Below are 942 nucleotides of genomic sequence, written 5' to 3'. Positions count from 1 at the left end.
TCTGATTACCACCGAACTTCAGCCATTTTCAACAGTCGGTATGGCATCGGTGGAGTTTTTAAACAGTATTTGAGGAGGGAAGCAACCATATCTGCCAACTTAAATCTACGGTTAAAGCGATAACAATATTCTGCCAAATACCGAGGAACATGTCTATCGCTTATAGCATGATATACACCGCGGATAGCGGTTTTAACATTACCCATAACGGTATTGAGCCATTTGAATATTTTTCGATATAAATCTGTGTTCTTGTTTGCTGCTATTGACAGATTATACGATTTTGCATCTTCGATTGCTGTAAAACAATTCAGGCCATCAGAAACAGTGTAACTCTTAGGGAGTATATGTTTAGAAGCCCATGCAGCAATTTCTGTTTTGGTAAATCCAGAAACTTTGTTGAATTTAATAAACATAGGATGTTTTTCCTTTGAAAGCTGGATAGCGGCAACAAAAGGCGTTTTACCAGATGCACCACGACCTCGTTTGCCACCGTGTTTTTTGCCACCACAGTATGCATCATCGATTAGGATTAATCCTCCAAGAGGGAGGAGATCGTCTCGTTCCTTCATCGTTTGTTGTAATTTATGCTTTATGCGCAAAGCAGCATTTGCTGAAATACCAAGGAGTCGTGCAAGCTTTAGCGAAGAAATACCATCCTTTGATTGTGTTATAAAGAAAATCGCAAGAAACCAAATTGTTAGAGGTAGTTTAGTAGAAGCAAAGATTGTATTGCTGATCACAGAGCGCTGTGTATGGCACTGATTACACTGATATACTTTGCGTTTTTCGATATAACAGTAGCCACGGTGACCACATTCAGGACAGATGTATCCTTCTGGCCATCGTATACGAAAAAGAGCTTCGTAACATTGTTTCTCTGTACCGTACATTGAAAGAAATGCTCCTACACTTAAACCTTTTTGAAATTGAACTTTATTT

At 39.0% G+C, this 942-nt stretch carries 1 protein-coding gene; it reads right to left on the bottom strand.

From position 1 onward, the window contains the following. Positions 1–5: 5 nt before the first annotated feature. On the bottom strand, positions 6–942 hold a 937-nt coding region (locus FCL48_RS24665; protein WP_136876751.1), incomplete at its 5' end, for an IS1595 family transposase.

The organism is Desulforhopalus sp. IMCC35007, from assembly GCF_005116575.1.
Classification (GTDB): Bacteria; Desulfobacterota; Desulfobulbia; order Desulfobulbales; family Desulfocapsaceae; genus Desulforhopalus_A.
The sequence above is the reverse complement of the archived record's forward strand: the minus strand, read 5'-3'. Positions and strand labels throughout refer to the sequence as shown.